The sequence below is a fragment of the Brevibacillus ginsengisoli genome (assembly GCF_050113715.1).
Taxonomy (GTDB): Bacteria; Bacillota; Bacilli; order Brevibacillales; family Brevibacillaceae; genus Brevibacillus_H; species Brevibacillus_H ginsengisoli.
This window is the reverse complement of record NZ_JBNJQR010000006.1, coordinates 109547-124275: the sequence shown is the minus strand read 5'-3', so window position 1 is coordinate 124275 and position 14729 is coordinate 109547. Positions and strand designations below refer to the sequence as shown.

The 14729-nt window shown below is 45.6% G+C and carries 15 protein-coding genes; all 15 read right to left on the bottom strand.

What is annotated here, in order from left to right:
- Nucleotide 1: 1 nt before the first annotated feature.
- The 15 genes from ACQCN2_RS13930 to infB all read right to left on the bottom strand — a co-directional run bounded on the left by ACQCN2_RS13930 (nt 2) and on the right by infB (nt 14722).
- A complete protein-coding gene (locus ACQCN2_RS13930) occupies nt 2–1036 on the bottom strand; it encodes an aspartate-semialdehyde dehydrogenase (RefSeq protein WP_426929534.1) in 1035 nt (344 codons plus the stop codon).
- 31 nt (nt 1037–1067) lie between these two features.
- On the bottom strand, nt 1068–1664 hold the full coding sequence (locus tag ACQCN2_RS13925) for a dipicolinate synthase subunit B (protein ID WP_426929533.1): 597 nt from the start codon (nt 1662–1664) through the stop codon (nt 1068–1070).
- Nucleotides 1661–2560, bottom strand: coding sequence for a dipicolinate synthase subunit DpsA (dpsA, locus tag ACQCN2_RS13920; RefSeq protein ID WP_426929532.1), 900 nt, complete (start codon nt 2558–2560; stop codon nt 1661–1663). Before dpsA ends, ACQCN2_RS13925 begins: the two co-directional genes overlap by 4 nt.
- A gap of 132 nt (nt 2561–2692) precedes the next feature.
- Nucleotides 2693–2953, bottom strand: coding sequence for a YlmC/YmxH family sporulation protein (locus ACQCN2_RS13915; RefSeq protein ID WP_426929531.1), 261 nt, complete (start codon nt 2951–2953; stop codon nt 2693–2695).
- Between the two features lie 122 nt (nt 2954–3075).
- Complete coding sequence (gene dut / locus ACQCN2_RS13910) at nt 3076–3537, bottom strand: dUTP diphosphatase (RefSeq protein WP_426929530.1); 462 nt, start codon at nt 3535–3537, stop codon at nt 3076–3078.
- 21 nt (nt 3538–3558) lie between these two features.
- Nucleotides 3559–4812: a M16 family metallopeptidase gene (locus ACQCN2_RS13905; RefSeq protein ID WP_426929529.1), complete on the bottom strand. Its 1254-nt coding sequence runs from the start codon at nt 4810–4812 to the stop codon at nt 3559–3561.
- A gap of 127 nt (nt 4813–4939) precedes the next feature.
- Nucleotides 4940–5914: a polysaccharide deacetylase family protein gene (locus ACQCN2_RS13900; protein ID WP_426929528.1), complete on the bottom strand. Its 975-nt coding sequence runs from the start codon at nt 5912–5914 to the stop codon at nt 4940–4942.
- A 172-nt stretch (nt 5915–6086) separates the two neighbouring features.
- Nucleotides 6087–8210: a polyribonucleotide nucleotidyltransferase gene (locus ACQCN2_RS13895; RefSeq protein WP_426929527.1), complete on the bottom strand. Its 2124-nt coding sequence runs from the start codon at nt 8208–8210 to the stop codon at nt 6087–6089.
- A 191-nt stretch (nt 8211–8401) separates the two neighbouring features.
- Entirely contained in the window at nt 8402–8671 is a 270-nt protein-coding gene (gene rpsO / locus ACQCN2_RS13890; RefSeq protein WP_426929526.1) for a 30S ribosomal protein S15, read from the bottom strand.
- 129 nt (nt 8672–8800) lie between these two features.
- Nucleotides 8801–9745 (bottom strand): bifunctional riboflavin kinase/FAD synthetase, encoded by a 945-nt coding sequence (locus tag ACQCN2_RS13885; RefSeq protein ID WP_426929525.1) that lies wholly within the window; start codon nt 9743–9745, stop codon nt 8801–8803.
- A gap of 9 nt (nt 9746–9754) precedes the next feature.
- On the bottom strand, nt 9755–10672 hold the full coding sequence (gene truB / locus ACQCN2_RS13880; RefSeq protein WP_426929524.1) for a tRNA pseudouridine(55) synthase TruB: 918 nt from the start codon (nt 10670–10672) through the stop codon (nt 9755–9757).
- Nucleotides 10665–11660 (bottom strand): DHH family phosphoesterase, encoded by a 996-nt coding sequence (locus ACQCN2_RS13875; protein WP_426929523.1) that lies wholly within the window; start codon nt 11658–11660, stop codon nt 10665–10667. The genes truB and ACQCN2_RS13875 overlap by 8 nt, the downstream gene beginning before the upstream one ends.
- Nucleotides 11653–12018, bottom strand: coding sequence for a 30S ribosome-binding factor RbfA (gene rbfA, locus ACQCN2_RS13870; RefSeq protein ID WP_426929700.1), 366 nt, complete (start codon nt 12016–12018; stop codon nt 11653–11655). The genes ACQCN2_RS13875 and rbfA overlap by 8 nt, the downstream gene beginning before the upstream one ends.
- Nucleotides 12019–12053: 35 nt before the next feature.
- Nucleotides 12054–12335: a DUF503 domain-containing protein gene (locus ACQCN2_RS13865; protein ID WP_426929522.1), complete on the bottom strand. Its 282-nt coding sequence runs from the start codon at nt 12333–12335 to the stop codon at nt 12054–12056.
- Nucleotides 12335–14722 (bottom strand): translation initiation factor IF-2, encoded by a 2388-nt coding sequence (gene infB / locus ACQCN2_RS13860; protein WP_426929521.1) that lies wholly within the window; start codon nt 14720–14722, stop codon nt 12335–12337. Before infB ends, ACQCN2_RS13865 begins: the two co-directional genes overlap by 1 nt.
- Nucleotides 14723–14729 lie beyond the last annotated feature (7 nt).

Sequence of the window (14729 nt, the reverse complement as noted above, 5' to 3'; positions counted from 1 at the left end):
CTTATCCCTTAATCAGCTCTTCAGCGATCTGAACGGTATTCCACGCCGCTCCCTTTAAGAGGTTATCGGATACGATCCATAGATGCAATCCACGAGGATGCGTAAGGTCTCTGCGAACACGGCCGACAAACACATCTAATTTGCCGGATGCGTCAGTTGCCAATGGATACTGCTGCTCCTCTGGAGAGTCAACCAAGACCACTCCTGGTGCGTTGCGCAATAGAGAGTGAACTTCTTCAAGATTATATTCATTTTTCAATTCAACATAGACGGATTCGCTGTGACCTGTCACTACAGGAATGCGAACACAAGTAGCAGCAACGTCAATGCTTTCATCACCCATGATTTTTTTGGTTTCATTGACCATTTTCATTTCTTCATAGGTAAATCCGTTGTCTGTGAATAAATCAATTTGCGGAATCGCATTGAAGGCGATTTGATGGTGCACAGGAAGTTTGCCAACTGGCAGAATTTTGGCTTCCGGTTGTTTCCCATCAAGAACATCGCGTGTTTGGGTCAATAATTCATTGATAGCAGAAGCTCCAGCCCCTGAAACAGCTTGATAGGTGGAAACAATGATGCGATCTATACCATAACGGTCATAGAGAGGCTTCAATGCAGCGACCATTTGAATAGTTGAGCAGTTCGGATTCGCAATGATGCCCTGATGCTTCCTGGCGTCATCCATATTCACTTCCGGTACAACAAGCGGTACATTCGGGTCCATCCGGAACGCACTCGTGTTATCGATCACTACTGCTCCGTGGCGTACAGCGTCGTGAGCCAATTCTTTACTCACCGCTCCGCCAGCGCTAAACAAGGCGTAGTGAATTCCCGCAAAGCTCTCAGGCGTTGCCTCTTGAATGACAACATCCTGGCCTTTAAAGCGAATGGTCTTCCCAGCAGAACGACCGGATGCGAGCGGTCTCAGCTCGGCAATCGGAAAATCACGTTCCTCAAGAAGCGCGATGATCTGTTGACCTACAGCTCCTGTAGCACCTACTACTGCAACGTTAAATTTGATCTGGTTCTCCATTATTTCTCCTCCTATGACCTTTACAAGTAACTTAGTAGTTGAATCTTTCTATCAGTAAAGGCTGCAATTGACGACCGTCTAAAGCAGCTTCACATGTTTCCTGAATAAGATCCATGCGTGCGACTAAAGAATTGGGTTTCTTGTCTGGAGCATCCTGACCGAATGGAACAAAGTAAATATGTTTGGCCGCTAACAATTTGGCGATATTGGCGGCGTTAAGCCCTAACCCGTCATTGGTAGAAATGGCGAGAACAACAGGGCGCAAATTACGCATGGTTGCCTTGGCAGCCATCAGAACGGGACTGTCCGTTATTGCATTTGCTAACCGACTGGTGGAATTGCCTGTGCACGGAGCAATGACCATCACATCCAGTAGTTTGGAAGGTCCAAGCGGTTCGGCTTCCGGGATGGTAGAAATAATCTTTTCCCCGGTAATGTCCAAAAGCATTTGCTGCCAACCGGCCGATGTCCCAAACCGAGTATCTGTTGTGAGCAGTGTATGGGTCACGATTGGAATCACTCGTGCTCCCGCATCCATCAGACGCTGAATTTGCGGCATAGTCTCTTCAAACGTGCAATGCGAACCCGTCAGTCCAAATCCAATTGTTTTTCCTTTTAAATCGCTCATTTTTTCTCCCCCTGGTTTCTGGATTGTTCAGCGATCAGGTTAGACAGAATGTTAGCGATAATCTGTCCGGCCGTTTTCGGCGCAACGATTCCAGGTAGTCCGGGTGCCAGGAGGGCTGTAATACCTCTTCTTTCAGCAAAACGAAAATCTACTCCGCCAGGTCGGGAAGCCAAGTCAAGAACAAAAGCAGATTGCGGCATCTGAGCCAGTACTTCTGCGGTGACAACTAGCTGTGGAATGGTGTTAAACAACATGTCGACATTCGACACTTGTGAGCGTAATTCACTCACCTGAAAAGGTGTTAACCCCATCTCGTAAATACGTGCTATGTGCTCGGGACGTCTGGCGCCTACACGAACGCGCGCACCAAGTGCATGCAAAGTTCGAGCCAGGGACAGGCCTGTTCGGCCAAGTCCAAGAACGATAACCTGCGACCCGTGGATGGTGAAATCGGTATTTTGAATCGCCATCATTAAAGCTCCCTCGACGGTTGGGATCGAATTGTAAATGGCGATATCATCACGATCGAGTAGTTCTACCAAAGCGATTTGCTGCTTTTGAAGGAGAGTTCGAAGATACGGTTTAGCCATTCCTGTGTAAACGACACAAGACTTAGAAAGGCTAGCCATATGTTCTTCCTTAAGTTGCAAGGGCTTTGAGCAGAATATACTCTCAACGAATCCTTTTTCATCTGTACCAACGATGGGCAGGATCAGGGCGTCAACCTCTTTCAACACATCGCATGTTAATGGTTTTTTCGTTGCCCCGGTGAAGCTGCTTTCCAGGTTGTCAAATCCAATGAGGGTAACAGACGCATCCAGCTGGATACACTTTTTGATAACCTCCAGCTGTCGCGCATCTCCTCCAATAAAGGCAACATGAATGCCCGTTAGCATGCTGCGTTCCCCTTTCCAAACATTTTACTGCAAGAAAACCTCGAAAGGCAAAGGTTTTCCTATCATGTACTACCTAAAATCGTTGCGATCTACCTCATCCTATTCCCCACATCGTTGGTAGGTGACAAAAGTTTACTTTTCCACAGCTTCTTGTTTTTTGGAATAAAGCTCGACAATCATCATATCTGGACCAATTTTTATGATGGATTTCCACGGGATTACGAGAGCTTCTTTTCGTTTTCCAAAACCCAGGAACGAACTTCCAGGTAAAATAAACGACTGAATATCTCCGGTTTTCTGATTGATTTGTAAATCAGCATGGCCTATTGTACCCAGTCGTTCGCCATGATCAAAGCCAATGATTTCTTTTCCACTCAGCTCACTAAGACGCATTACGAAGAGCACCTCCCAGAATCATTACAGTTTGGGTATATGCAATGGGCGTCACTACCATGTCAGAAAAGCTAAAAACAAAAAATCCGACGATTGTCGGATTTTCTAAGGTTAGACTTATATTAGATAGTTCCAGTCGAGCCAAAGCCCGCCGAACCACGTTCAGATTCATCCAGCTCATCCACGACCTGTAAGTTGGCTTGGAAGACAGGAACAAATACGAGCTGCGCGATCCGATCTCCTTTTTTCACGATAAAAGGGTTGGTGGAGTCCAGATTTTGTAGAATAACCTGAATTTCACCCGTATAATCACTATCGATTACTCCAACCGCATTCGTCATGGAGACACCGTATTTCCACGCGTTACCGCTTCTCGGAAAGACCAGTCCCACCACTTGTTCATTCGGCATCTGTACAGCAATGCCTGTTGGGATCTTGGCGCGCTCACCCGGCTTGATCGTTACCTCTTCTTCAATACACGCAGACAGATCCAATCCGGCTGAACCTTTGGTCGCGTAAAACGGCAACGGAATATCGGTGCCAATCATTGGCGACATTTTCTTTATTTTAACATCAAAAGACATGCTGACTTAGCCTCCTAGCTTCTATAACAAAACGTCATTGCGGACATTCGCAGGGAAATTATCTAAAGGACTTACCATTGCTATAGCAAGTTTCGAGTGGAATAATTGATTGGCCACTTGCAAAACAGAATCATTCGTCACCTGATCAATGCGCGAAATGATTTCATCCAAATTAAGATGGCGGCCTAACAATAATTCATTCTTGCCTAGACGATTCATACGACTGTTTGTACTCTCCAAACTGAGCATCAGGCTTCCTTTTAGTTGCTCCTTGCCCTTGTTCAGTTCCTTTTCGGTAATTCCTTTTTCGGAGATATCATGCATGATATGTGTTACGATGTCAAACACTTGGCCCACATGCTCAGGGGCTGTGCCGGAGTAAATCGAGAAGGATCCACACTCTTTATAGGCGGAATGGTATGAGTATACCGAATACGCTAATCCACGTTCCTCACGAATCTCTTGGAAAAGACGAGAGCTCATACTGCCGCCAATGATGTTGTTCAACAGAATCAGTGAGTAAATATTTTCTTGTCCGACGTGGAACCCAGGCAAGGAAATGCACAGATGTGCTTGTTCCGTCGTTTTCTGATGAGCAATTGTATGACCTAGAAACTCAGGTTTGGCAATACTCAAGTCTGCCGCTGGACGCGCAAACCCGGAAAAACGCTGTTTAATTGCCTCAATTAATTCATCGTTGAAGTTTCCGGCAACCGTAATCACGGTATTCGCTGGTGTATATTTATTGTTTACATACGTAAGAAGATCATCACGAGTTAAACTGCGCAGAACTTCTTCCGTACCCAGAATCGAATAACCAAGCGGATGATCAGGATAGCTGGCGCGAGCAATTAAATCGTGTACCAAATCGTCAGGCGTATCCTCATACATGCTAATTTCTTCGATGACGACATTTTTCTCTTTTTCCAACTCTTCTTTATCAAAGGTGGAATTAAAATACATATCCGTTAGTACGTCCAAAGCAATTACAGCATGCTGATCCAGCACTCTCGCATAATAGCAAGTGTACTCTTTGGAAGTAAACGCATTCACATTTCCACCGATTTCATCAAACGATTCGGCGATTTCCTTGGCGGAGCGACTGGTTGTTCCCTTAAAAAACATATGTTCAAGAAAATGGGAAATCCCATTATTTGTTTCGTTTTCAAACTTCGAGCCGGTTCCAACCCAAACACCAAGGGCAACGGAACGAACCGACGGAATTTTTTCCGTTACAATTCTAAGACCATTTTCACAGATGTATCGTTGAATCACTGAGATCCTCCTCTAATGGAAAGCCATTGTTACACTCACAAAAAAACAGCTACTTTATTTTTGGTGAGGGCAACTGAACCTCGTAATACTATAACAAAATTCACCATTTCATACAACCAATCATTCTTTAATACGATTCGTTCATTCGATTGCTGGAGATCACCTCAGAAACGGTTGTAATCGTCAATCTACGCTTCTTGGCTATCTTGATCAGTGCTTCCAGTGCATCAGAAGACGCTTGTGTCGGATGCATCAAGACTAAAACCCCGTTATCCAGCTTCGGCTCGATCCGCTCAATAACAGTGGATGCGGATGGCTTTTGCCAATCCACAGTATCTGCGGTCCACAGAATGGTCTTCATATGAAACCCGTTACGGGCAATTTGAACCACCTGATCGGAAAATGAACCGGAAGGAGGAGCAAACAAAGTTGGCTTTACACCTGTTGTCTGCTCGATAATGTCTTGGGTTTTTCCAATTTCCTGCTGTATACGCTCTGCTCCCAATTGCGCCATATCCGGGTGGGAGTAAGCATGATTCGCGATCTCGTGACCACGATCTTTTATTTTGCGAGCCAGTTCGGGATATTTTTTAACCCAAGAACCATCAAGGAAAAAAGTGGTTTTAATCTGGTACTTATCCAAAGTATCCAGCATTCTGTCTAGGAATTCATTCCCCCAGGCCACATTAATCATGAACGAAACTGCAGGCTTCTTGGGATTGCCGCGATAAATCGGATAAGCGCCCAACTGTTCCAATGTGACGCTTGGGGGGACTTCTCGAAAAATGAGACCCTTTTCAGTATCCAACTTATGCTCGGACATATGTTTCAGCGAGGCTTTCACGTCCACCTCACGTCCGTTATATCCCGGAATCGCTTTCCAGATACGATCAACATATGCATCAATCGGTTGTTCATCCTTTATTTTTTTCCAGTTTTCAATTTTTTCGCGAAGAGACCCTTCAGACCTAGAATTAACTTTGTCCACAGCTGATTTCATCACACTTATGTATTGATTCACTGAATTGGAATAGAAAAAAAGGAGTCCTACTATTAATCCAGAAACGCAAGCAAGCAACAATTTCTTCTGCATTCTGAGCATAAGTCTTTCACCTCTATCATACTTTCCTCTCTTTACTTTCCGCTTTCATCAGACATCGTATACCTCTTTGTCCAATGTATGTGGTGGAGATTTCTGATAGAAGAAAAAAAGCTACCCACACAAAGAATTCTTCGTGAAGAGAAGCTTTTTGGTAAAACAATCTATGCGGTTGTTATTCGACCTTAGCAGCCTCTTGTATTGCTTGCTGTTCTTTCAAGACGGCCTTACGGGAAAGATTTACGCGACCTTGTTCATCGATCTCGGTGACCTTCACCATTATCTTATCGCCAACAGCCACTACATCCTCCGTTTTGGCTACGCGTTCTTCAGCCAGTTGGGAAATATGGCACAAGCCTTCTTTACCTGCGAACAATTCGATAAACGCGCCGTATTTCTCCACTCGTTTAACGGTTCCCAAGTAAGTTTGACCCACTTGAACTTCTCGAACCAGGTCTTCGATGATTTGTTTCGCGCGATCATTCGCTTCCTGATTAGCAGATGCGATGAAAATGCGTCCATCTTGTTCAATGTCGATCTTAACACCTGTTTCTTCGATGATTTTATTAATGATACGGCCACCAGGTCCGATAACATCACGAATCTTATCAGGGTTAATCGCCATTGTGGTGATTTTTGGCGCATATGGAGAGAGCTGCTTACGAGGCTCAGGAATTGCTGCCAACATCTTGTCCAAGATGAACATCCGGCCTTCCTTCGCTTGCGTAAGGGCTTGTTCCAAGATCTCACGGTTAATCCCTTCGATCTTGATATCCATCTGGAGCGCGGTCACACCGTTAGCAGTACCTGCAACCTTGAAGTCCATATCGCCCAGGTGGTCTTCCATCCCTTGAATATCAGTGAGGATAGAGAATTGCTTCCCTTCCTCATCCATGATCAGACCCATCGCGATACCTGCTACAGGCGCTTTGATCGGAACACCCGCTTGCATCAAGGCAAGTACACTCGCGCAAATCGATGCTTGAGAAGTAGAACCGTTGGACTCTACAACCTCGGATACAAGACGGATGGTATACGGGAATTCGGTTTCAGATGGAATGATTGGCTCAATGGCACGTTCACCAAGTGCTCCATGACCGATTTCTCGACGTCCTGGCGGGCGAAGCGGACGGGCTTCCCCTACGCTGTACGGCGGGAAGTTGTAGTGATGCATGAATCGTTTGGTTTCTTCCAAGCCCAAACCATCGAGAATCTGCACATCGCCAAGTGCACCTAATGTACATACGCTCAACGCTTGCGTTTGTCCACGTGTAAATAATCCAGAGCCATGTGTACGCGCCAGAATTTCAACTTCACAGCTAATTGGACGAATTTCGTTCAAAGCTCGTCCATCTGGGCGAATTTTCTCATGCGTGATCAGGCGGCGAACTTCTTCCTTCACGATGTTGTACAAGACTTCATCGATTACGCCTGCTTGTTCTGGATAGGTTTCGGCAAAATGAACTTTCGTTTCTGCTTTTACCGCATCGATCGCGTCAGCGCGCGCATGTTTTTCTTCGATGCGAATCGCTTCACGCAGTTTGGCATCCGCAAAAGCGCGAACGGCCGTATCAATTTCAGAGTCTACCTCGTGCAAGACCGGAACCATTTTCGGTTTACCGATTTCTTGTACGATTGTGTTCTGGAATTCGACGATTTGCTTAATCATATCGTGACCAAACATGATCGCTTCCAGCATAACTTCTTCAGGAACTTCATTGGCTCCCGCTTCAACCATGTTAATCGCATCGTAGGTTCCCGCTACTGTCAAGTGAATATCGCTTTTCTCTGATTCAGCCACGGTCGGATTAGCGATGAACTCTCCGTTGATGCGTCCTACGATCACTCCAGCGATTGGCCCTTTGAATGGAATCTCTGAAACGGACAAAGCCGCAGAGGTACCGATCATCGCCGCGATCTCTGGTGAGCAATCTTGATCAACAGATAAAACTGTATTAACTACTTGCACGTCGTTACGGAATCCTTCGGCAAATAATGGGCGAATTGGACGGTCAATCAAGCGGCTAGCGAGAATCGCTTTTTCACTTGGTCGTCCTTCACGTTTAATAAATCCACCCGGGATTTTACCTACGGCGTAAAGACGCTCTTCATAGTTAACAGTAAGTGGAAAAAAGTCAAGTGGTTTAGGTTCTTTTGAAACAGTAACTGCGGACAGAACCGCGGTATCACCATAACGAACCAAGACCGATCCTTGCGCTTGCTTCGCTATTTTACCGAATTCAAGCACCAGTTTTCGGCCTGCTAGTTCAAACTCGTATGTACGATATTGTTGTTCCATATAGCTAGCAGTCCTCCTTTATACGAAGTTAGTCTTCATGATTTTTTCTACTTCTATGTATTATTTCCTGCTGTGTCAGAAATAAAAAGGAAAGAATATTAGAAAACCCACCAGATAAATTCCAGCAGGTTCCAGCCTCTTTGGACAGAAGAAAAAGCGGGAATATCCCGCTTTCCCTTAAGAACAGACGATTAACGGCGTAGGCCGAGTTTGTCAACTACCACACGGTAACGTTGAACGTCCATTTCTCTCAAGTAAGTTAACAGATTACGACGTTGACCTACCATCTTCAACAAACCACGACGGCTGTGGTGGTCTTTTTTATGAGTGCGCAAGTGTGCATTCAAGTTGTTGATGTTTTCAGTCAGGATCGCGATTTGTACTTCAGGAGATCCAGTATCGTTCTCATGAGTACGGAAATCTTGAATCAGTTGAGTTTTGCGTTCTTGAGTGATTGCCATAAATCTCACCTCCTAAAATGTATCCATCAGCTGAGCATGCCGTCGGTGAGTGTCGGACAGCCAAGCAGTGGAAAAAGACAACATTGGAATTATAGCACAGAAGAAAGAATAAAGTAAAGGCTTGGCTGCTTAATTATTGTTGAATAAAGCAAATTTCTCTTTCGCAGTCTCCACGTCTTTTTGAATTTGTGACACCAGAGCTTCAATCCCGCTAAATTTTTGTTCTTCTCTTATAAAGAAAAGAATTTCTACCGTCACCTTTTCATCGTATATTTGTTCATTAAAGTCGAACAAATGGACTTCAAGTGACTTTTCTTTCTTTTCCAACTCAAAGGTTGGTTTGATCCCAATATTCATGACACCGTTGTAGGTTTGTCCATTTACGGTCATGCGAACGCCATAGACGCCATTTTTGCCGATTAGGTATGCTCCTGTTAACCCCACATTCGCGGTCGGAAAGCCGATCGTCCTTCCGCGCTTATCCCCGTGTACGACGACCCCCTTAAATTGAAAAGATCGTCCCAGCAAATGCCTCACTTGCTCAACATCACCGTTATGCAGATACTCGCGAATGATGGTACTGGATACTTTTTCGCCCAAACGATTGACAGGTCCTACAATATCGATTCCGTAGTTCTTCTCGCTATAGTTTTGGAGCGTTTGAGCTGTCCCCATCCCACGGTAGCCAAACGTGTAGTCAAAGCCGACGACCACATGCTGAACCTGCAGGGGAGCCAAACAATCGGTAATAAATTCTTCTGGATAAATGGAGGAAAATGAAATATCAAAGGACATTACATAGACGATATCAACGCCCATCTTCTCCATCTGCTCCAGTTTATCTTCAAGTGGAGTGAGATAACGTGTGTATCCTGTCTGTCCAAGAACTTCCCGCGGATGAGGATCAAATGTCATAACGGCACTTTTCCATCCATTCATCTTGGCAACATCAATAGCCTTCTGGATAACACGGCGATGACCTAAATGCACTCCGTCAAAATATCCGATCGCCATGGCACAAGGAGTTGATTGTAAGCTTGGAGATAGCGGATACGATAGTCGAATGGTTTTCACGTTCTCACCTCAAGAATGAAAAACTTTTTCTGGTTTGGCTACTAATCCCCGGTTTCCTTCGCAGACACGGTGAATTCCCAAGAGCTGATCACCTGCGTAAAGGCATACAAGGCTTCCTACCTCCACTTGAACGCCATGCAGTGAGGTTTCCAAGCCATTTAGCACGGCTGCTTTACGGTCTACCGGAATCTGTACGCGCACAAAATCAAGCGCTTCTCCCATGCTAAACAGCAAATTGTCGGTATCTCCGCTCTTGAGCTTACTCTCCAAATCAGGCAATGTTATTGCTTGATCAAGCGTAAAGCCTCCACTCTGCGTACGGATTAGGTGGGCCATATGGGCAGGATAACCCAAGGCAAGACCTAGGTCAACACATAACGTGCGAATATAAGTACCTTTGGAGCAGCGACACGAGAAAGAAACCAATACGGTCTGATCTTCCCCAACCGAGATCTGATGCAGGTTACATTCGTAGATGGTAACGTTACGTGGCTTGCGTTCAATCACAACACCTTGACGGGCGAGATCATAAAGACGTTGTCCGTTGACCTTAACGGCCGAATACATTGGCGGAACCTGTTCGATCTCCCCGGTAAAACGCTCAAAAAGCTCCTTCATACGCTCTTCCGTAATCAAGGCAGAATCGACTGGCACTTGTTCAATCGCTTCTCCTTGAGCATCTTCCGTTGTCGTAGATATCCCCAGTCGCATGATTACTTCGTACGTCTTGGACTGTTCTTGCAAATACTCGACAATTCGAGTGGCATTGCCCAGACAAATTGGAAGAACACCCGTTACTTCTGGATCCAGTGTCCCTGTATGCCCGACTTTTTTGGTCGCAAATAGCCTACGAACCTTGGCCACACAATCATGCGAAGTAACACCTGCCGGTTTATGTAAGACGAGCACGCCATGAAAGTTACTCATCCGTGCTCACCTCTAACGCTTCTTTAATTTTCGCAAGAATTGTTTGCTCTATTTCTTCCAGGTTTCCTTGAAGTGTGCATCCGGCAGCTCGCGCATGTCCACCGCCGCCAACGCTCTTGGCAATCTGTGCCACATCAACTTGACTCCGGGAACGGAAACCCACCTTGACAACACCTGGTTGTGTTTCGGTAAGCAAAATCCCAACTTCTACGCCTTCAATATTTCGCCCATAGTTGACCAACCCGCTTATATCTTCGGTGGTCGCAGCAGTTTCCTTGATATCTTGATGACTGATTCGCATGGAAGCCACCAATCCATTGCTCGTAAGCTTGAGCGATTGGAGCGCACGACGCAGGATCGACAGGTGCTCCATCGTAATGGATTCAAGGCAGCGCTCAGCAATCTCTCCCGGTTTTACCCCATATGTGAGGAGATCCGCCGCGATTTTCATGACATTCGGGGTGGTATTGGAATAACGGAACCCACCTGTGTCTGTTAGCAATCCGGTATAAATACAGGTCGCAAGGGATTGATCTAATTGAAAGCCACCTTCAACCACTAGTTCATACATGATCTCGGCAGTGGCAGCCGCATCTGTTCGAATCACATTCACCGTCCCAAATAAATCGTTCGTTGGGTGGTGATCAATGTTCAGCAGTTGGACATTCTTTGCGAATAGATGCTGAATTTGTCCCATCCGCTTCGAATCAGCGGCATCAACAGCAATCACATGAGAAAATGTTCTGGTAAGCTTCGTCTTGGACAAATCAAGAAGTTCATCAAAACAAGGGAGAAAGCCAAATTTGTTTGGCGTTTCTCCTTCATTGACAACCATGTATTGTTTTCCAAGCTGTTGCAGGATAAGGCAAGTAGCAAGCGCAGAGCCAGTCGTATCTCCATCCGGACTGACATGGGAGATAACCAAAAAATCATCGTGCTCGCGCATAAACTGCGCCGCTTGTTGTAATGCCAACCTATAATCAGTCATGCTTGATCTCTCCTTCTTGGGAGGAGATTTCACGCAAGAGCGTATCAATTTTATTTCCGTAATCAATGGAAGCATCCATTTTGAACTGCAGATCTGGCACATGGCGAAGTTTGATTCGTTTGCCAATTTCTGTTCGGAGGAAGCCTTTTGCTTTTTGCAATCCTTGCAAAGACGCCTCTTTTTGTTCAGGACTTCCAAAAACGCTTATATATACTTTTGCCAATTGCAGATCTGTTGTTACTTCAACACCAGTTACGGTAACAAACCCGATACGCGGGTCTTTCAATCCACGCTGCAAAAGGATACTGAGCTCTTTTTTTATTTCTTCCCCAATGCGGTTCGTTCTTGTCTTGTTCATGCTCATGTTCCTTCACCTCCAGGTAACAGCCTGATTCACTCATAGTATTCCGTATCAGATCGAATCAACTCCACACCGGGTGTCATTTCCACCAAACGGACGGCCGACATGAGCTCTTTGTCTAAAAAAGGCTTCTCATTAGCAACGGCAGCGATTACCAGTTCGGTACGCTGCCATTGTTCGTGATAGGACATCTCAGCCGCCGACACGTTAAACTTCTGACGCAAGCGACTGAGGATACTTTTCACAATGGCCCGCTTCTCCTTCAGATTCTGGGAAGCAGGCAGGAATAATTCGATGTGAATTACTCCGATCATTATTGTTTAACTTCTTCCATGATGTACGCTTCGACTACGTCGCCTTCTTTAATGTCGCTGAAGCGATCGAGTGTAACCCCACACTCATAGCCAGCAGCTACATCTTTTGCATCGTCTTTGAAACGTTTCAATGTATCCAGCTTGCCTTCGTAGATCACGACGCCATCGCGAATCAAGCGGGCACCGGCATCACGAGACAACTTACCTTCTGTAACGTAGCATCCTGCGATGTTACCAATCTTGGATACTTTAAATACTTGACGGATTTCCGCTTGACCAATGATTTTCTCTTTAAATACTGGATCAAGCATACCTTTAAGTGCGGATTCGATCTCTTCAATTACGTTGTAGATGACACGGTGGAGACGTATATCGATCTTCTCTTGTTCCGCCATGTTTTTGGCATTCGGTTCTGGACGAACGTTGAAACCAATTACAATCGCATTGGACGCATTGGCCAAAGTAACGTCTGATTCCGTAATCGCACCTGCACCTGTATGAATGATCTTGATACGGGTACCGTTGACGTCGATTTTTTCCAATGAACCGCGAAGTGCTTCTACAGATCCTTGCACGTCTGCCTTGATGATGATATTCAATTCCTTGATATCACCCTCTTGGATGTGTTGGAACAAATCGTCAAGCGATACGCGAGTATTGGCGCGACGATCAGATTCACGCTGTTTGCTTGCGCGCGCTTCACCGATGGCACGAGCTTTTTTCTCGTCCTCGAAGACCATGAATTGATCCCCAGCTTGTGGAACATCGTTCAAACCAGTGATCTCAACTGGAGTAGATGGTCCTGCTTCTTTAATACGGCGACCCTTGTCGTTCACCATGGCGCGAATACGACCAAAAGCAGAACCAACAACAATTGGATCTCCGATTTTCAGCGTACCGTGTTGAACAAGCACAGTGGCTACCGGTCCACGACCTTTATCCAACTCAGCTTCAACTACTGTTCCGCGAGCGCGTTTATTTGGATTAGATTTCAGCTCTTGAACCTCAGATACGAGAAGGATGTATTCCAACAACTCTTCCATACCGATACGTTGTTTCGCAGAGATCGGGCAGAAGATGGTTTCACCGCCCCACTCTTCCGCTACAAGTCCGTACTCAGTCAGCTCTTGTTTGATGCGGTCGATGTTGGCGCCTTCTTTATCAATTTTGTTGACAGCTACGATGATTGGAACATTCGCCGCTTTGGCATGGCTAATGGCCTCAATCGTTTGTGGCATAACGCCGTCGTCCGCTGCAACAACAAGGATGGTAACGTCTGTAATTTGCGCACCGCGAGCACGCATGGTTGTAAACGCAGCATGGCCCGGTGTATCGAGGAAGGAGATCTTCTTGCCTTTGATCTCAACTTGATACGCACCGATATGCTGTGTAATTCCACCTGCTTCACCTGCTACTACATTCGTAGAACGGATCGCATCTAGCAAGGTGGTTTTCCCGTGGTCAACGTGACCCATGATCGTAACCACTGGAGGACGCTCTTGAAGGTCTTCAGGTGCATCCACCTCTTCGATGGTTTCGAAGTTGGTTTCGTCGATGACAATTTTCTCTTCTACTTCTACGTTGTATTCAGAGCAAATCAACTCGATCGTATCTTTGTCAAGATCCTGGTTGATCGTAGCCATGATACCCAGCATGAAGAGTTTTTTGATAATTTCTGCTGGCTCTTTGCGAAGTTTCTTCGCTAATTCCCCAACAGTAAGCGACTCGGTAAACACAATTTTGGATGGCGGTTCCAAAACTGGACGTTGTGGTTCGCGTTGGAAGTTGTTGTTGTTGCGTCGGTTGTCAGGACGTTTGTTGTTCCCTTTGAACGGAACATTGTTTTTCTTGTTGTCTTCAAACGTCTTCTTGCCAACAGGTGCCTTTTTGATTTTTTCGCGTTTGGTTTCCGTTCCCACTTTTGCAGGAATGATCACCTTGTCTTCAAAATCATCCAGGTCTTTTTTGTTTCCCGTGTCAGTCTGACTCTCTTGGACGGTCGGTTGTGTTTGATTTGTTACTTTTGGTTGATTACTCATATTTTCTGCTCTTCGCTCCTGATTCTTCCCCTGGTTTTGATGCTGCTGGCGTTGCTCAGGACGATTGTTTTTCGCTCTGTCACGGCCGGCATCTCGAGATTTCTCTTGAGACTGCACTTGCTTTTGTTCAGCTGCTTTCTCACTTCCACGCGCTCCCGCCGCTTGGCTTTCTGTTGGAGCACTGGAAGAACGCAGCTTGGACAGATGCTGTTGCACCTTGTCAATCGTCTCTTGATCCATAATACTCATGTGATTAGTCACTTCAATATTTAAACGTTTTAACAAAGTAATAATCTCTTTACTACTCATATTATGCTGTTTAGCATATTCGTACACGCGAGTCTTCATTAAATCA

Coding starts and splice junctions, on each gene's coding strand:
- dpsA (WP_426929532.1), bottom strand. CDS start 2,560: ATGCTAACGGGCATTCATGTTGCCTTTATTGGAGGAGATGCGCGACAG.
- rbfA (WP_426929700.1), bottom strand. CDS start 12,018: ATGAACAAGACAAGAACGAACCGCATTGGGGAAGAAATAAAAAAAGAG.
- truB (WP_426929524.1), bottom strand. CDS start 10,672: ATGAGTAACTTTCATGGCGTGCTCGTCTTACATAAACCGGCAGGTGTT.
- ACQCN2_RS13900 (WP_426929528.1), bottom strand. CDS start 5,914: ATGCTCAGAATGCAGAAGAAATTGTTGCTTGCTTGCGTTTCTGGATTA.
- rpsO (WP_426929526.1), bottom strand. CDS start 8,671: ATGGCAATCACTCAAGAACGCAAAACTCAACTGATTCAAGATTTCCGT.
- dut (WP_426929530.1), bottom strand. CDS start 3,537: ATGTCTTTTGATGTTAAAATAAAGAAAATGTCGCCAATGATTGGCACC.
- ACQCN2_RS13865 (WP_426929522.1), bottom strand. CDS start 12,335: ATGATCGGAGTAATTCACATCGAATTATTCCTGCCTGCTTCCCAGAAT.
- ACQCN2_RS13915 (WP_426929531.1), bottom strand. CDS start 2,953: ATGCGTCTTAGTGAGCTGAGTGGAAAAGAAATCATTGGCTTTGATCAT.
- infB (WP_426929521.1), bottom strand. CDS start 14,722: ATGAAGACTCGCGTGTACGAATATGCTAAACAGCATAATATGAGTAGT.
- ACQCN2_RS13925 (WP_426929533.1), bottom strand. CDS start 1,664: ATGAGCGATTTAAAAGGAAAAACAATTGGATTTGGACTGACGGGTTCG.
- ACQCN2_RS13895 (WP_426929527.1), bottom strand. CDS start 8,210: ATGGAACAACAATATCGTACATACGAGTTTGAACTAGCAGGCCGAAAA.
- ACQCN2_RS13930 (WP_426929534.1), bottom strand. CDS start 1,036: ATGGAGAACCAGATCAAATTTAACGTTGCAGTAGTAGGTGCTACAGGA.
- ACQCN2_RS13875 (WP_426929523.1), bottom strand. CDS start 11,660: ATGACTGATTATAGGTTGGCATTACAACAAGCGGCGCAGTTTATGCGC.